The organism is Pseudomonas sp. S2_E02, from assembly GCF_054668355.1.
Genome location: NZ_CP162761.1, coordinates 1648776 through 1666513, shown reverse-complemented (window position 1 = coordinate 1666513; position 17738 = coordinate 1648776). Strand labels below are relative to the sequence as shown.

Here is a 17738-nt window from a genome sequence, read left to right as displayed (position 1 = left end):
GCGTCAGACCCCGGCGAAATGCAGCACCAGTTTGACGATGGCAAACAGCGTCAGCGCAAACACCGCCGTGAACAGAATGCCCAGCATCACGAAATGGCTGGGTTTGCCATGGGTGAAGTCCCTTGCCCGGTTCTTGCCGCTCTGCACCCCGAACGCCGCCGCCATCACGCTGTGCAGCATCTGCCAGAAGGTCGGCGGTTTGTTGTCGACTGGATCGTCCATAAATCCCTCTTCGAAAGTCGTGCCTTACAAGCATAGTCAACATACGCGCATGCGCCTGAGGTGGCCGCCCAGACATATCGTTACAACTGCGTCATGGCGCGATAACTATGTACCGCAGAGGCGTTCGCCCGGGATGGTCTGCTGACGCTCCATTTACAGGAGCGATGTATGTCCCCCGATTCCAGCCCCCAGCAGGTCAACGACAAACCAGCCAAACCTGTGGTCACGGGCAGTCTCCACGCTGAGTATCTCGAAGGCGCGGTTCCGCAATGGCTGGTCGACGCTGCTGCGCAAAGGAAGGATGAGATCAGACAGGCCAGGCCAGTGATACCGGCCTGGTACAGACAAGCGTCGTCGCAGCAACGCCAGGCGCTGGACAGCAGTTTCAGGAACAGTGTCCTGGCCCAGTCTGCACTGGACAAAACAATGTCTCCGCTCAAGGACATCGACGCGTTTGCCCGCCCGCTACTGACGCAAGCGCTGCAAGAACGCTGCAAGGTCACTGTCGATGTCGACAAGACGTTCCTCAGCCTCCGGCGTTCTTTGACCGTGGGTATTTTCAGTGTGGAAATCGGCTCGTTCGAAGTCTTGAACCTGACGATGCTTCAGGCTGCACTGCACAATTTCGAAATCCGCGAATGCCTGCCCGGTGCCTTTCACGACAGTTCGGGTTTTGAGGAAGAAACCACCACGGCCGGTACTTTTGCGCCCGTAACGGTCAACCTGACCGTCATGGAGTTTCTGCGTTTGTGCCGTCATCTGGATCTTGGCGCGAAGTACCAGGCGTATCTCAAGGCGTTTTTCCACACTGCCGACCCAGACCTGGCAAAGACATTGCGCACGCAGTTCATTGCCAGCCAGAAAGCCGCCATGCGGGCGGCGGCCGAGCAAGCGTTGCTGACCAAGGATATTCGGCCTGAGGAACACGCGATGATCGTCTCGGTCATCGACGGTGAAAAACATCCTGAGGTGAGCGGCAGGCAGGTCTGGTTTCATGATTTGAGTCTGATGCGGCACAGACTGACCGGCTGCGTCGCTTTTGCTATTGGCCAGAGGCGTCGCGCCCCTGAAGCAGTCATTGTCTACGTGCCCAATGATCCCGAGCATCCGCTGAAGCGCTACACCGGGACGCAAATGGAGGAGACGTTCAAGCGCCGATTGACCGCCCGGGATACACAAGCGGAGCAGAGTGCCGGGCCGACGCCGTACCAGCAATTCATCAGCCAGTTCCTGGATTATGACCAGCGCCCTTACTATTTCAGTCAGTTCGTGCGCGAGTCAGCCGATTCGCCGCCGAATATCATTTCGTCGCCCTGGCGCAGAGTTCCGGCGGCATTCGGTATGTTGTCGGCTTTTGTCGATTTCAAGGAGTTGCCACCTGAGTACCCGCCAATGGAACCAGAGCCTGATCCTTATATTGCCGTCTCGATCATGGCGCACAATGAGCGCGATCCATGGGCTGAAAACAGCGACCTCTGGGCCAGGCTCTATAAGCAGCATTGCGAAAAAGTGCTGGCCGATGCCCGTAGTCATGCGGTGCCGTCGAGTGACATCGACGCCAAGGTGCGCGATGCAAAACTTGCGGCCCTGCTGCAAGTCGGGCTGCTGGTGCTCAACCTGGTGTCCATGTTCGTGCCGGTACTCGGCGAGGTCATGCTGGCGATCATGGCGGGGCAACTGCTGTACGAAACCTTCGAGGGCGCGCTCGAATGGAGTGAGGGCGACAAGCACGCAGCCAAGGCGCATTTGATCGATGTCGCGGAAAACCTCGCACTCCTCGGTGTAATGAGCGCCGCCGGGGCAGGTCTCCGCAAGCTCGGTGCGGTCAAGCCGGAGCCGGTGATCGAGGACTTGCACCCGGTGACCTTGCCCAACGGCGAAACACGCCTGTGGAACCCCGACCTCAGCAGCTACCAGCAAGACATCAGCTTGAGTGACGCGACCGGGCCGGATCAGTCGGGCCGGTATCAACTCGACGGCAAGACTTACCTGCGTCAGGGCGAAAAGGTCTACGAGCTGATTGTCGATCCGAGCACAGCGCAGTGGCGGATCAAACATCCCGCTGAGCCCAACGCTTACCAGCCAGTGCTGCAACACAATGGCCAGGGTGCCTGGCGCCATACGCTGGAACAACCGATGAGCTGGAATCGCCTGACGCTGTTGCGGCGCATGGGGCATGTGACCGATGGGCTCTCTGATGAAATGTTGCTGACGCTGGCCGATGTCAGCGGCGTCAGCGAAAACAGCTTACGCAAGATGCACCTGGATCACGCGTCCGCGCCGCCCGAGTTGCGCGACGCCCTGCGCTTGTTCAAAGCTGATGCACAAGCCGTGCAAATGATCGAGCAATTGCGCGGCGCGACACCGATTGATGACCGTTATTTGCTGGCTTTGCCGCTGGTCACGCAAATGCCGCGCTGGCCCTACGATCGGGTATTGGAGGTCTTCGCCGGCCCCGAGCTGTCAGGGCCGTCGATTCGCTATGGCAGCGAAAAAGCCGTGCCCGGAGTCAGCATCAAGCCAGCGATCCAGCTCACGCGCACACAGGTGCTGAATGGGCAAATGCCCGAACGGATTCTTGCGGCACTGGAAGAGAATGAGATCAACTATTTGCTTGGCAGGGAAACCGCGCAATTTCGTGTAGCGCGGCCCGAGGCGTTCGGCCAGCAGCTGACGGAGCATGTTTATACGCGCCAGGCTTCGATTGTTGACAGCCTGTACCGCAGCAGTGAGCCGGACAGTGTTCGCCTGCGTATCCTGCGGCGCGAAACGCCTGGTCTGAGCGAGGCCGCCGCGCAGGATGTGCTCGATCACGCCACACCGGCGGAACGGGTGCGTCTGGACACAACCAGGCGGGCACCGCTGAACATGCTTGAAGAAGCGCGCTGGCATGCCGGTCGCGGCCGCCAGACGCGTGCATTTGCCGGTTTGCACAGCGAAAACCTCGCGTCGGCGGATAGCCGCCGCCTCGCCTTACATGCGATGTCAAAGTTACCGGGCTGGCCGCAGTCGTTACGTCTGGAAATTCGCGCGGGCAGTCCGACTGGCGCATTGCTCGACAGCCTCGGTGAAAACACCGCGGCCAACCGAAAGTATCTAATCAAAGACGGGCTGTTTTACCAGGCCTTCGACGATCGAGGGCAACCGCTCAACAGCACGCCCAGACCGGCTGACAGCTTTTACCGCGCGATCATGCGCGTGCTGCCCGATGACAATGCCGCCGCGATGGGATTGAGCGATGGCAGCCGAAGTCATGCGTTGCAGCGCAAGGTTATCGAGTCTGCGTTCAAGCACCGTGAGGGCGTTGCGCAATTACTGGCGCCACAGGCCAAGCGGTTCAAAGCACCGAGCCGAATCGGCGCCACGCTGAAGGGCTATTACGCGAGCGGGCGTGGCTCCGGCCTGCTTCCCTCGCTTTGGGTGCGGGTGATGGAGCTCTATCCGGGCCCGCAACAGGCGGAGGCATTTCTCCAGCAGCAACGTGGCCGGACCGACCAGCAAATCTTCTCGGTGTTGCAGATGCGCCAACGTGAGTGGGAAGGGCTCAACGCTGCGCTTGACCAGTGGCAGGCCGGTCCGTCCGGCAGCGAGGCTGCACAGGGCAGGGCGCGGTTTGCCCAGGCCGTGCGCGACGCATGGCGCAATGCGCCGCTCGCCGCGCAGGTTCCGGACGCGGCACGTTTGTCGCTGGTGTGTGATGCGCCGTTGCCAGAGCTGAACACTTCTTTTGCACACATACGTGAGCTGTCGGTGGCTGGCAGCGGCTTGACGGACGCCAATGCGGATGCCTTTCTGGCGCAATTCCCCGAGGTGACCCATCTGTCGATAGGCAACCTTGAGCGTGGTCTGGAATATCTATCGTCCAGAACCCGGCCGCTCACTTCAGTGCCGTCGGCGGTCGCCCGGTTGCCCCGGCTTGTCAGTCTGCGCTTTTCCACCCATGCGCCAGCACTGGCAGCGGACTTTCCGGCAACGCTGGGTACGCTTACGTCGCTGGAAACGCTGCATCTCGACTATGCCGGCTTCGACGCCAGAAGCCTGCATGCGCTGGATCTGAGCCCTTTGCGGCACTTGCGCTCCTTGCGCATCGACGCGCCCCATGCGTTATGGCAATGGCCGGCGTACGTCGAGCGGCTCGCGCAACTGGAACGTCTGGATCTGACGCACAGCGCAATACGCACGCTGCCCGAATCGCTGTATAGCGGACAAGAGCGGCTCTGGGCCGGACTGTCGCTGGACTGGGCGGCGCTGGCTCCGGCGCAGTTCATGCGTGCTTACGAATATGTCCGCAACTACTCCGGTGAGCTCGGCCATCTGGTCGATCTGAATCAGATGGTCAGCCAGTATTGCCGGGCGGAGCTGGACTTCATGGCGACCTTGCCCGATCTGCTCGATCCCTTACCGGCAAGCTTCGATGCCGCATGGACAACGCCCGAGGCGAGAATGACGGCGATTACCCGACTCAGGGCTGAACACGACGCAATCTTTGCCCAATTTCATATGCCGGCGCATCCGCAGGCGATGCGCTCTGCAGGGCTTCGCTGGCAATGGGCAACGGGGCGCAACGCGGGGACTTTACGCGCCCTCAAGCAAAGCTGGAATGCCGCCATCCGCCAACGTTATGGCGTGCCCGGCGACATTGCCACGTTCGAATTGCCTGTATCGAGAGTGGGGCTGATTGAACAGGCAGGCATGGAGCAGATCATCGAATTGCCAGCATTGCCGGCCGGCAGCTTTGCCCATGTCCGCACGCTGCGTCTGGGGCAACTGGACGTTCCCGTCGAACAGGCGCGTGCCTTTATCCGGGGGTTCAGTGCGACCGAAACGCTGGTCATGGCGGGGAACAACTTCACCGAGTTGCCGTTCGCTGCCGCTGATCTGCCAGCGTTGAGACAACTCGATGTATCGGCCAACAGCATCGTGATCACCCCGGCGGTGCAGGCACAATTCAATGGCTTGCAACGACTCGGCAGCCTGAACCTGCAAGCAAACCCGCTGGGCCAACTGGATGTAAGCGCCTTCAGCCACCTTCAGGCGCTGAACCTCAGAGCAACGCGGTTGCAAGCCTGGCCTGCCGGTGCCGAGCGTCTCGAGCGGTTGTACTGGCTCGACTTGCGTGACAACGCGATCGCAGCGCTCCCGCCACAAGCCTTGGCCGATCCGCACGCGCTGATGAAAGTCAATCTGAGCGGCAATGCTTTCAGTCCTGCCGGTGCGGTTGCCCTGAACGCCGCGTTGCAGCGCATCGAACACAGCTTCGTGTTACCCGAAGGCACACTCACACGTTTTGCCGAGGAGCCCGTCCCGGACAACATTTTGCCGAGCCAGTCGGGCTGGTCGTTGACGAGCTTGTTATTGAAGCTTCCCGAACAGCGTATCGCATCCCCGGGCGAAGCCGGGAGACTGACGGATCTGCAGCGCCTGCATCCGGGCATGACGCAGGAGCGCGCCGTGCAGGTATTGCAGAACCTGCGTGAAACAGGATTGAGCAGTGGGCAAATAGATGTGCAGATCGCTCAATGGCATCAGGCTTGCGAAGGGCTGACCCGGCAGTTGAATGGCTGGCTGTTTACGCGGGGTGTACCCACAGGCGAGCGCCGAGTGTCTGCGCAAAGCCGTTCCCGCGCGGCGGTACGTATCCGCGAAGCCTGGCGTGCGGGACTCGGACATAGCCCCGGTGCAGAAGGGCTGACACTTGGCCTTGAGGGCTTGCAGACTGGCGACTTGCCAAGCCTGACGGTGCCGCTTGCGAGCGTCACCACGCTGGATCTGAGTGGTGTGGGTATGACCTCCGCCGGCGCATCCGGTTTTCTGGGAGCCTTTGCCAATCTCAGGACATTGAGACTGAGTGGCAATGAGCTGACGGCTGTTCCAGAGCCACTGCTGCACATGAGTCAGCTGGAACGTCTGGAAATGCAATATTGCGACCTGTCCAGCGCCACCAGCGTCTATCCGTTGCTCGGTAGTATCCGGTTGCGCTGGCTCGACCTCAGTTATAACGAACTTCAGGTTTTCAACCCGCCTGGATCAGGTGCTGTCGAAACGCTTGATCTGCGCTTCAACCAGCTGATTGATTGGCCCGGTGGAGTACTCGAGGCGCCAAACCTGCGGACGTTGAACCTCAGTGGCAACGACATTACCGAGATTCCCGATGAACTCTTCGACGGTAGTCACGCGCAACTGATCGCGGGCACGGACTTGTCGGAGAACACTGAACTGTCACTTCACGCGTTACAGCGACTCAGATTCCAAAGCCGCGTCAACCACGCTCCAGAGATACTGGGCATTGCGCGTGAGGACATTGACGGCATGATTGACGCGCACATATTCGGCATCGACGAAAGCGGTTTTTCAGAGTCGGGCAGTGACAGCAACGGTTCTGCTGAGGGGGCTGTCGGCGTAGACATATATGCCGTGGTGGCGCCCGTCGAACCCGTCTCTAATCCGGCTCTGGCTATATCGCCTGAAGCATTGAATCCCTGGCTCGCAGGTGCTCCGCCGGCATTGGCCACCACGCGAACAACCCTTTGGACGCGGTTGGCGGAAGAGCCGAATCACGAGCGCTTTTTTCAGCTGATCTACCTGTTGCGTTATGCCCAGGACTTCCGGATTGCGCGCGCCGAACTGACCCATCGGTTGTGGCGTGTCATGGAGGCTGCCGGTGAGAACAGCGAACTGCGCGAATTGATGTTCCACAACGCCGAGACGCACGGTGCGTGTCCGGATGGCCGAATCCTGACGTTCAGCGAGCTGGAGGTTCGCGCTTATGAATACACCGCACTGCGCGATATTCCGCACGACCGTCCGGACCTTCGCGGGCGAGCCTTGCTCGATCTGACTCGGCGGCTGTTTCGACTGGAACGGGTCGACAGGCTGGCAGAAGTCGCCGGACGCCATCAAGACCGGGCGCAAATCCGCCTGCGTTACCGGCTTGGCATGACTCGCGGCTGGCCGGACGGGCTGGAGTTGCCGGGTCAGCCAGAACACTCGCTATACGACACGCCGATCAGCGGGCAGCGCTTGATCAATGCTCGGGCTGCGGTATTGGCGGATGAGGCGTCCAGCCTGTTTCTGGACGATCTGATTTCGCGTGACTACTGGAGCCGTTACCTGAAAGATATTTACCCTGACGTTTTCGACGAACTGGAACGCAACGCCACACAACGCCTGGAAGAGGTCGAGGACGCCCATCCGGACAAACACGGCGATGAAGCGTCGCGCGAGCGCTATCTAGAGGCCATGAACCTGCTGGAGATCGAGTTGGCGCTGGCACGCGCCGACAGGCTGAAGGAACTGTCCCGAACGGAATTGCAAAAGCTGGCGACGGTGGTTATCGATGCACCACCCGCGCCATCATCACCGCAACCGGGGCCCTCAAGACGCCAATGAATGCCTGAACGGACCTGGGACTGAGCTCCCAGATCCGTGGCGGGTTTCAGTTGTCGTAGCCGAGGTTCGGCGCCAGCCAGCGCTCGGTCACACTCAGCTCCTGGCCTTTGCGCGAGGTGTAGCTTTGCACCTGATCCTTGTCGACCTTGCCCACGGCGAAGTACTGCGCTTGCGGGTGGGCGAAGTACCAGCCGCTGACCGCAGCCGCCGGGAACATCGCGTAGTGTTCGGTGAGGAACACACCACTGCGACCGGCGCGCATTTCTTCGGCTTGCGGATCGAGCAAGGCGAACAGCGCCGCTTTCTCGGTGTGATCCGGGCACGCCGGGTAACCCGGAGCAGGGCGGATGCCGCTGTATTGCTCTTTGATCAGCGCGTCGTTATCGAGCTCTTCGTCCTTGGCATAACCCCAGTGCTCTTTACGCACTTGCTGGTGCAGCCACTCGGCGCAGGCCTCGGCCAAACGGTCGGCCAGGGCTTTGACCATGATCGAGTTGTAGTCGTCGCCAGCGTCTTGATAAGCCTTGGCCACTTCTTCGGCGCCGATGCCGGCGGTGGTGATGAAACCACCGACGTAGTCGGTCACTTCGCTGTCCTTCGGCGCTACGAAGTCAGCCAGCGAGAAGTTTGGTTTGCCGTCGGTCTTGATGATCTGCTGGCGCAGGTGATGCAGCTTGGCCAATGGCTTGCCGTCATCGCCGTACAGTTCGATGTCGTCGTCATGTACTTGATTGGCCGGCCAGAAGCCGAACACCGCACGGGCGCTAATCAGCTTCTCGTCGATCAGCTTGGCGAGCATCTCCTGCGCGTCCTTGTACAGCGCGGTGGCGGCCTCACCGACCACTTCATCTTCGAGGATGCGCGGGAACTTGCCAGCCAGGTCCCAAGAGATAAAGAACGGCGTCCAGTCGATGTATTCGGCCAAGACCTTGAGGTCGATGTTGTCCAGTACCTTGCTGCCGGTGAAGGTCGGTTTGACCGGCTGATAATTGGCCCAGTCGAACTGTGGCTTCTTGGCGATGGCCGCTGCGTAGCTCAGGCGCTCGGTGCGGGCGCTGCGGTTCGAGGTACGTTCGCGCACATCGATGTATTCCAGACGCGTCTTTTCGACGAAACCGGCCTTCAATTCTTTCGACAGCAACTGCGTCGCCACGCCCACTGCACGGGAGGCGTCGGTCACGTAGACCACGGCATCGTTGCTGTACTTCGGCTCGATCTTCACCGCCGTGTGCGCTTTGGAAGTGGTCGCGCCACCGATCATCAGCGGCAGGTGGAAGTCCTGGCGCTGCATTTCACGGGCAACGTGAACCATTTCGTCCAGCGACGGCGTGATCAGGCCGGAGAGGCCGATGATGTCGCATTTCTGTTCTTTGGCGACCTGCAGAATCTTCTCTGCCGGGACCATCACGCCAAGGTCGACGATGTCATAGCCGTTGCAACCGAGCACCACGCCGACAATGTTTTTGCCGATGTCGTGCACGTCGCCTTTCACGGTTGCCATGAGGATCTTGCCTTTGGCTTCCGGCTTGTCGCCTTTTTCCAGTTCGATGAACGGGATCAAGTGCGCCACCGCCTGCTTCATCACTCGCGCGGATTTCACCACTTGCGGGAGGAACATTTTGCCGGCGCCGAACAGGTCGCCGACGATGTTCATGCCGGACATCAGCGGGCCTTCGATCACTTCGATCGGGCGCGCGAACGACTGACGCGATTCTTCGGTGTCTTCTACGATGTGCGTGGTGATGCCTTTGACCAGCGCATGTTCCAGACGCTTGTTGACCTCCCAGCTGCGCCACTCTTCGGTCTCGGCTTCCTTGACGCTGCCGTCGCCCTTGTACTTGTCGGCGATGGCGAGGAGGGCGTCGGTGCCTTCCGGCGTGCGGTTGAGAATCACGTCTTCAACGGCGTCGCGCAGTTCCTGCGGGATCTGGTCGTAGATCTCCAACTGCCCGGCGTTGACGATGCCCATGGTCAGGCCGGCGCGGATTGCGTACAGCAGGAACACCGAGTGAATCGCCTCACGCACCGGGTTGTTGCCACGGAACGAGAACGACACGTTGGACACGCCGCCCGAGGTCAGCGCATACGGCAGTTCGTCGCGGATGTAGGCGCAGGCGTTGATGAAGTCCACCGCGTAGTTGTTGTGTTCTTCAATACCGGTGGCGACGGCGAAGATGTTCGGGTCGAAGATGATGTCTTCCGGCGGGAAGCCGACTTCGTTGACCAGAATGTCGTAGGAGCGTTTGCAGATTTCTTTCTTGCGCGCTTCGGTGTCGGCCTGGCCAGCTTCGTCAAACGCCATCACCACCACGGCCGCGCCGTAGCGTTTGCACAGCTTGGCGTGATGGATGAACTGCTCGACGCCTTCTTTCATGCTGATCGAGTTGACGATGCCCTTGCCCTGAATGCACTTGAGGCCGGCTTCGATCACTTCCCATTTCGACGAGTCGATCATGATCGGCACGCGGGAGATGTCCGGTTCACCGGCGATCAGATTGAGGAAGGTCACCATGGCCTTCTTCGAATCGAGCATCCCTTCGTCCATGTTGATGTCGATCACCTGCGCGCCGGCCTCGACCTGTTGCAGGGCGACTTCGAGGGCTTCGGTGTAGTTGTCTTCACGGATCAGACGGGCGAACTTGGCCGAACCGGTGATGTTGGTACGCTCGCCAACGTTCACGAACAGCGAGTTGCGATCGATGGTGAACGGCTCCAGACCCGAGAGGCGGCAGGCCTTCGGAATGTCCGGAATCTGACGCGGCGCGTAACCGGCGACGGCTTTGGCGATGGCTTCGATGTGCCCCGGGGTGGTGCCGCAGCAACCGCCGACGATGTTGAGGAAGCCGCTCTGGGCGAATTCTTCGATGACTTTGGCGGTTTGCGACGGCAGTTCGTCGTACTCGCCAAACTCGTTCGGCAGGCCGGCGTTCGGGTGCGCGGAAACGTGGGTGCTGGCCTTGTTCGACAGCTCTTCCAGGTACGGACGCAGCTCACTGGCGCCGAGCGCACAGTTAAGACCAACGGAGATTGGCTTGGCGTGCGCCACCGAGTTCCAGAACGCTTCGGTGGTTTGCCCCGACAGGGTCCGGCCGGAGGCGTCAGTGATCGTGCCGGAAATCATGATCGGCAGTTCGATGTGCAGCTCTTCGAACACGCCTTGCACGGCGAAGATCGCCGCTTTGGCGTTGAGGGTGTCGAAAATGGTTTCGATCAGGATCAGATCCGCGCCGCCTTCGATCAGGCCTTTGGTGGCTTCGGTGTAGTTTTCCACCAGTTCATCAAAGGTGACGTTGCGGTAGCCCGGGTTGTTGACGTCGGGCGACAGCGAGCAGGTGCGGCTGGTCGGGCCGAGCACGCCGGCGACGAAGCGCGGCTTGGCCGGGTTCTCGGCGGTCTTGGCGTCAGCGACCTTGCGGGCCAGACGTGCGCCTTCTACGTTTAGCTCGTAGGCCAGTTCTTCCATGCCGTAGTCGGCCATGGAAATACGCGTGGCGTTGAACGTGTTGGTTTCGAGGATGTCGGCGCCGGCATCCAGATAGGCTTTCTCGATGCCGCCGATCACGTCCGGACGGGTGATGACCAGCAGGTCGTTGTTGCCCTTGACGTCACTCGGCCAGTCGGCGAAGCGTTTGCCGCGATAGTCCTGCTCTTCGAGCTTGTAGCTCTGGATCATCGTGCCCATACCGCCATCGAGTATCAGGATGCGCTCTTTGAGAGCTTGCTTGAGAGCTTGAAGGCGGACGCTGCGATCGGACATTTGGACTACTCGGAAAGACCATTACGAAGGAGCGGGATCATAGCAAACCTGTGCGCTTTTAGAGCATGTTGGGCTTTTGCATGAATATCGCTCATGTTGGTACGAGCGTCATACTGTAGAATCGCGGCGTTTTTTTCAGGATCGGGATCAAGGGCATGTCGTACCGCGTCATCAGCATTTTTTTGCTGCTTTTAAGCTGGGGCGCCGTTGCGCAGGAACCCACGATCTCGTATAGCCGTGATATCCAACCGATCTTCACCGAGAAGTGCGTGGCCTGCCATGCGTGTTATGACTCGGCCTGCCAGTTGAATCTGGGCAGCGGTGAGGGCGCGGCCCGTGGTGCGAGCAAAATGCCGGTCTACGATGGCGAGCGCACACAAGCGGCACCCACCACCCGACTGTTTTACGATGCCTTCGGTAAACGTGCCTGGCAGCAAAAAGACTTCTATTCGGTGCTCGATGCCCAAGGCAGCCAGGCTGCGCTGATGGCGCGCATGCTTGAACTTGGGCACAAGACGCCACTGACGCCGAACGCCAAGCTCCCGGAAGACATCGTGCTGGGTCTGAACCGCGAAAACCTGTGCGCGATGCCCGCCGAGTTCGAAGGCTACGCCGGCGCGCATCCGAAAGAAGGCATGCCGCTGGCAGTCACCGGGCTGACCGATCAGCAATATCAGACGCTGCAGCGCTGGCTGGCCTCGGGTGCGCCGATTGACGAACAAGGCCTGGCGCCAAGCACCAAAGAGGCGCTGCAGATCGTCCAGTGGGAAAACCTGCTCAACACTCCCGGCGCGCGGCAAAGTCTGGTCGGTCGCTGGTTGTACGAGCATTGGTACCTTGCGCATATCTATTTCAAGGACGGCGAGCCGGGCCATTATTTCCAGTGGGTACGTTCGCGCACGCCGACCGGGCAGCCGATCGACCTGATCGCCACCCGTCGCCCCAACGATGATCCGGGCACTCAGGTGTATTACCGCTTGTGGCCGGTGCAAGGGGTGATCGTGCACAAGACCCACATCACCTATCCGTTGAGCGCGGCGAAAATGGCGCGGGTCAAAAGTCTGTTCTATAGCGGTAACTGGCAGGTTAATGCCTTGCCCGGTTACGGCCCGCAGAGCCGCGCCAACCCGTTCGCCACATTTGAAGCGATTCCGGCGCAGGCGCGTTATCAGTTCATGCTCGACAACGCCGAATACTTTGTCCGCACCTTCATTCGCGGCCCGGTGTGCCGTGGGCCGATCGCCACCGACGTGATCCGTGACAACTTCTGGGCGCTGTTCCAGGCGCCGGAACATGACCTCTATATCACTGACCCGAACTATCGCGGCCAGGCCACGCCGTTGCTGGCCATGCCCGGGCAGAACGATGACGTCGGCAGCGTACTGAGCCTGTGGCGCAACTACCGTGACAAACGAAACGAATACGAAGCCTTGCGCCGCGACAGCTACGCTGATTTGCCGGCGCCCAGCTGGTCGACCCTGTGGGCCGGCAACGACAACGCGCTGTTGAGCATTTTCCGCCACTTCGACAGCGCCTCGGTGACCAAAGGCCTGATCGGCGAGGTGCCGCAGACGATGTGGCTGTTCGACTATCCGCTGCTGGAGCGCACCTATTACCAGTTGGCAGTCAACTTCGATGTGTTCGGCAACGTCTCGCATCAGGCGCAAACCCGTCTGTATTTCGATTTGATCCGCAATGGCGCCGAGCAAAACTTCCTGCGCCTGATGCCGGCCGACTCCCGAGAGGATTACCTCGACGATTGGTATCAGAACAGCGGCCAGTTCAAGATGTGGCTCGATTACGAAGCGATCGACGACGACAAGCCGACGGCACTGAAACTTGATGAGAAAGACCCGAAATACGACTTCGCCATGCAGTTGCTGGCGCGTTATGGTGATCTCAATGCGCACCCGGATCCGATCAACCGCTGCGATGGGGCTTACTGCTCGCGGCCGAATATTGACCCGGCCCTGCAAAATGCCGAGCAGGCGCTGAGCCGCCTGACCTCGCGTCCGGCGGCCGGTTTGAAGGTCATCGACCAACTGCCGGAAGCCACCATGCTGCGCATTGCAACCGCCAACGGCAAACGCGAGGTCTACAGCCTGTTGCGCAACCGCGCGCACAGCAACGTGGCGTTCCTGCTTGGTGAGTCGCTGCGCTATCAGCCCGGGCTGGACACGATCACCATTTACCCGGGCGTGCTCAGCAGCTATCCGAACTTCATCTTTAATGTCCCGGCCGATCAGGTGCCGGAGTTTGTCGATGCAATGGAAAACGCCAAGGACGCCAATCGTTTCGAAAAAATCGTCGAACGCTGGGGTATTCGGCGCAGTCACCCGCAATTCTGGTTCTATTTCCACGATCTGAGCCAATACCTGCACGAAACCGACCCGGTGGAAGAGGGCGTGCTGGACATGAACCGCTACGAGAATCTTTGATCGTTTCAGATTGGCCTGCTGTCCCAACTTGAAGCAACACAACCAAACCCTTGTAGGAGTGAGCCTGCTCGCGATGGCGGCGGTACATTCAACATCTCTAGTGCCTGATTTTCCGCTATCGCGAGCAGGCTCACTCCTACAAGGGATCTGAGGTGGATTCAGGAATTGTGATCGGGAGCAGGTGATGTTGATTTCAGTGCAAGCCCTGCGTGCGCTGGCCGCGTGGACGGTGGTGTGCCACCACTTCATGCAGATTTTTTTGACTTCAAGGCGCGCGGACCGGTCGGCCAGTTCTTTATCGACAAAGGCGCGGTGGGCGTCGACATTTTCTTTGTCATCAGCGGGTTGGTGATTTTCCTCTCGACCGAAAACAAACCGCTGCCGCCCGCGCGTTTCCTGCTGTACCGGCTGTTTCGCATCGTCCCGGCGTACTGGCTGTACACGCTGCTGATGGCGCTGCTGGTGGTGTTCGCCCAACCTTTGCTGCCGGATCAGACGGTGGACTGGGGCCATCTGCTGCTGTCGTTGCTGTTCATTCCTACCGAGAATCCTGGCGGCTACGGTATCTATCCGACGTTAAATGTCGGCTGGACACTGAATTACGAAATGCTTTTCTACGTGCTGTTTGCCTGGGCGCTGCTGTTTCGTTTGCAGGTGCGCCTGCTGGTGGTCGCGGCGCTGTTGTTTGCCGTGTGTCAGGCCTGGACCGGGTTTGGCTGGGTCAGCGCGTTCTATCGCTCGGACATCGTTTATGAGTTTCTGCTGGGGATCGGCATTGGCATGCTCTATCGGCGGGGCTGGATCGGTGCGGGACTGTGGCTGCCGCTAGTGGCCATCGTCGCGGCGTTGCTGACGATCTATCACTTGGCACCGGCGCCAAGGCTGCTGAACTGGGGCGTGCCGAGTGCAGTGCTGGTCATGGCGTGTATCTCACTTGAGCGTTATGTCGAGCGCAGCCGAATGCTCAAACTGCTTGGCGATTGCTCGTATTCGGTTTACCTGATGCACGTGCTGGTGCTGTCGGCGGGGGGATTTATCGCGCAGCGCTACGCGATCAACCCGTATTTGATGTTTGCCCTGTGCGCGCTGGCGATTGGCGTTGGCTCGTGGTTGAGCTACGAATGGGTGGAAAAGCGCAGCTACCATTGGCTCAAGGCGCGGGTTGACATGGAGCCGGACGAGAATCTTTCCCGACAAAAATACTAGGACTTTGTCCGGCGCAATGATTGGCGTAAACTGCGCCCAAGCCTGCGAGGAGTTTCCATGACCGCTATTACCATTACCGACGCCGCCCACGATTACCTGGCTGATCTGCTCTCCAAGCAGAACACCCCGGGCATTGGCATCCGCGTCTTCATCACCCAGCCTGGCACCCAGTACGCTGAAACCTGCATTGCCTACTGCAAGCCGGGCGAAGAAAAACCTGAAGACACCGCGTTGGGGCTGAAAAGCTTCACCGCTTATATCGATCACTTCAGCGAAGCGTTTCTCGATGACGCCGTTGTCGACTATGCCACCGACCGCATGGGCGGCCAGCTGACCATCAAGGCGCCGAACGCCAAAGTACCGATGGTCAACGCTGACAGCCCGGTCAATGAGCGCATCAACTATTACCTGCAAACCGAAATCAACCCGGGGCTGGCCAGCCACGGCGGTCAGGTCAGCCTGATCGATGTGGTTGAAGACGGCATCGCCGTTTTGCAGTTCGGTGGCGGTTGCCAGGGCTGCGGCCAGGCGGACGTAACCTTGAAGGAAGGCATCGAGCGCACCTTGCTCGAGCGTATTCCGGAGCTGAAAGGCGTTCGCGACGTGACCGACCACACGCAGAAAGAAAACGCCTACTACTAAGGTGTTCGCTGCGGACATGAAAAACGGCGCCCCGTGAGCGCCGTTTTTTTATGGGTGACATGTACCGACGCCTTCGCGAGCAAGCTCGCTCCCACATTTGATCGCATTCCAAATGTGGGAGCGAGCTTGCTCGCGAAGGCGGCTTCATGGGCGATAGAGATGCGCATGCCCAGCGCGATACAACGATGACTCGCTGAACACCTCACTGCCCAATACCCGACCCACCAGAATCAACGCCGTACGCCGAAACCCTTTGGCCTCGACCTTTCCGGCGATATCCGCCAGTGTCCCGACTACCCAATCCTGATCCGGCCATGTTGCTCGGTGAATCACCGCAATCGGGCAATCCGCGCCGTAGTGCGGCAACAGTTCGGCCAGAATCTTATCCAGATGATTAACGCCCAGATGAATCGCCATGGTCGCGCCATGCTGCGCCAGACTGCCAAGCTCTTCGCCTGCCGGCATTGCGGTTTTGTCGGCGTAGCGGGTCAGAATCACGCTTTGCGACACGTCCGGCAGCGTCAATTCCGCGCCAAGCAACGCCGCACAGGCTGCGGTGGCCGTCACGCCGGGAATGATCTCGAACGGAATATCCAGCTCACGCAGATAACGGATCTGCTCGCCGATCGCGCCATACAGACTCGGATCGCCGGAATGCACCCGCGCCACATCCTGACCCTTGGCATGCGCGGTCTTGATCAATTCGATGATCTGTTCCAGATGCAATTCGGCGCTGTTCACCACTGTTTCGGCTTGATGGCCGTCGAGTACCGCCGCCGGCACTAGCGAACCTGCGTAGATAATCACCGGGCAACTGCGAATCAGCCGCTGGCCTTTGACAGTGATCAATTCCGGGTCGCCGGGGCCGGCGCCAATGAAGTAGACGGTCATCGTTGAATCCTGAGTAAAAGAGGGCACGACTGCGTTGCAGATGAACAACGCTCATGATCAATGGCGGGGATTATCGGGATTTTACGCCGCGCCGGCCAATGCCAGCGTGGCCTGAGCGTATTTTTGCCGGGAGATCAGCAGTTTTGCCGGCGCTTGAATCAGCTGTTCAGCGAGCGCAAGCGCGGCACTTTCGGCGACGCCGTAGCAACCGGTGCGTTCGTAAGCAATCTGTGAATGGTGACTGAGCCGCTGTTGGTAGCTGGCCAGTTCGTCACTGCTGAAGTACAGCAGGGGCAGGGCCAGTTGTGCAGCAAGTTCTTGCAGGCCCGGCTCGTCGCGCTTCAAGTCGATACTGGCCAACGCTTTCACCGCCTCAAGCTCAATGCGATGCGCCTGTAGCGCTTGATCGAGTAACGCGCGCAGCGTGCTGGCCGGGCAGCCGCGCTGGCAGCCCAGGCCGACCACGAAGGTCGGCGCTGCGCGGTCATCGGTCATGCGTGGTATTGACCAGCGCTTTTGCGGCGGAACAACCAAGCGCTGATCAGGCCCAGGGCCAGCCAGAACGCCACGTTGGTCAACTGCGAAGCGATTTTGAACTGAGCTTCGAGTGCTTCGGGGGCGAGCATCGAATGCACTTCCGGTTGCGGTGCGCCGATCACGTGGGGCACAGCGAGGATGGCCACACCGAGGACCTTCATCAGCCAGTGACGGCTGAACGCGATCAGCGACAGACCTACAGCCGTCGAAGCGGCCGTGCCGATCCACCACGTCTGCCGCGAAGCCAGATCAGCCGCAGCGGTGCCCGGCAGTTCTGGTGGCAGGCCCAAGGTCGGAGCAAGCACGAACGTCGCGTAACCGGCCAGGCCCCAGAGCAGGCCCTGCGAAGTTTTGGTCGGCGCGCGCAGGGTGTAGAGGCCGGCGAGCATCAGGGCGAAACCGACGGCTACGACCAGATTACCGCCAGTGGTCGAGACTACGCGCTGCCAGCCGTCTTCCGGCTCCCAGGCCTCGGCATCATGGGTGTGCGCAGCCACGCCAGCGGCGTGTTCGTGAACCGCCACCGGCTCGGACTTCTCGAAAGTTTCCGCCTGCAGAATCAGCGGCGAAACCCAGAAGCTTTGCAGCAGAGTGAGGAGCAGGGCGGCCAGCAGACCAGAGAAACCTGCAGTTTGCGCGATACGCTTGATCATGTC

Annotated in this window: 8 protein-coding genes and 1 pseudogene; 4 read left to right on the top strand and 5 right to left on the bottom strand. The window is 60.1% G+C overall.

Going from position 1 to position 17738, the window contains the following annotated elements:
* Positions 1–3: 3 nt before the first annotated feature.
* A complete protein-coding gene (locus AB4O01_RS07475) occupies positions 4–222 on the bottom strand; it encodes a DUF2970 domain-containing protein (protein WP_016983294.1) in 219 nt (72 codons plus the stop codon).
* Positions 223–390: 168 nt separating this feature from the next.
* Between AB4O01_RS07475 and AB4O01_RS07470 the strand changes: the two genes are divergently transcribed.
* On the top strand, positions 391–7611 hold the full coding sequence (locus tag AB4O01_RS07470) for a dermonecrotic toxin domain-containing protein (RefSeq protein ID WP_460091182.1): 7221 nt from the start codon (positions 391–393) through the stop codon (positions 7609–7611).
* A gap of 46 nt (positions 7612–7657) precedes the next feature.
* Here the strand turns inward: AB4O01_RS07470 and metH are convergent, their stop codons facing one another.
* Positions 7658–11368 carry a methionine synthase gene (gene metH, locus AB4O01_RS07465; protein ID WP_460091181.1) on the bottom strand — a complete coding sequence of 1237 codons (3711 nt, stop codon included), beginning with the start codon at positions 11366–11368 and terminating at the stop codon, positions 7658–7660.
* Positions 11369–11523: 155 nt separating this feature from the next.
* Between metH and AB4O01_RS07460 the strand changes: the two genes are divergently transcribed.
* The 3 genes and pseudogenes from AB4O01_RS07460 to nfuA all read left to right on the top strand — a co-directional run bounded on the left by AB4O01_RS07460 (position 11524) and on the right by nfuA (position 15654).
* Entirely contained in the window at positions 11524–13806 is a 2283-nt protein-coding gene (locus AB4O01_RS07460) for a fatty acid cis/trans isomerase (RefSeq protein WP_460091180.1), read from the top strand.
* A gap of 184 nt (positions 13807–13990) precedes the next feature.
* Positions 13991–15012 (top strand): annotated as a pseudogene (locus AB4O01_RS07455) (acyltransferase family protein).
* A 57-nt stretch (positions 15013–15069) separates the two neighbouring features.
* Positions 15070–15654, top strand: a complete 585-nt coding sequence (gene nfuA / locus AB4O01_RS07450) for a Fe-S biogenesis protein NfuA (RefSeq protein WP_007912592.1) — start codon at positions 15070–15072, stop codon at positions 15652–15654.
* Positions 15655–15798: 144 nt separating this feature from the next.
* Here the strand turns inward: nfuA and cobM are convergent, their stop codons facing one another.
* From cobM to AB4O01_RS07435, 3 genes are all read right to left on the bottom strand, one after another.
* Positions 15799–16545: a precorrin-4 C(11)-methyltransferase gene (gene cobM, locus AB4O01_RS07445; protein WP_320336643.1), complete on the bottom strand. Its 747-nt coding sequence runs from the start codon at positions 16543–16545 to the stop codon at positions 15799–15801.
* Positions 16546–16626: 81 nt separating this feature from the next.
* Positions 16627–17040: a cobalamin biosynthesis protein gene (locus tag AB4O01_RS07440; protein ID WP_003225490.1), complete on the bottom strand. Its 414-nt coding sequence runs from the start codon at positions 17038–17040 to the stop codon at positions 16627–16629.
* Positions 17037–17735, bottom strand: a complete 699-nt coding sequence (locus AB4O01_RS07435) for a CbtA family protein (RefSeq protein ID WP_093430887.1) — start codon at positions 17733–17735, stop codon at positions 17037–17039. Before AB4O01_RS07435 ends, AB4O01_RS07440 begins: the two co-directional genes overlap by 4 nt.
* Between the last annotated feature and the right edge of the window lie 3 nt (positions 17736–17738).